At 39.7% G+C, this 282-nt stretch carries 1 pseudogene; it reads left to right on the top strand.

Annotation, left to right across the window (positions count from 1 at the left end):
* A pseudogene (locus tag NE665_RS24390) lies at positions 1–282 on the top strand (hypothetical protein); the annotation flags it as partial.

Genomic DNA, 282 nt, shown 5'->3' with positions numbered 1-282 from the left:
CTTTGTGAACAGACAGGAGTCTGTGCTTCTGCTGAAGCTGCTGAAACAAAAAGTGATGAAAAGACTTTGACGCGCTTTATGCGATTCATTTCCGAAATCATTTTTCCTGCTACCTATGTTATGTGTGCCTGTGCTATCATCAATGGAATCAATATTCTGTTGAAATATGTTGATATTCTGACACCAGAGGACGGAATCTATATCCTGTTGAATGGCATGGGTAATGCTGTGCTTTATTTATTACCAGTATTCTACGGTTATACCACGGCCAAGCAGGTAAAA

Origin of the sequence: Clostridium sp. DFI.1.208 (assembly GCF_024463855.1) — a bacterium.
Lineage (GTDB): Bacteria > Bacillota_I > Bacilli_A > Erysipelotrichales > Erysipelotrichaceae > Clostridium_AQ.
The sequence above is the reverse complement of the archived record's forward strand: the minus strand, read 5'-3'. Positions and strand labels throughout refer to the sequence as shown.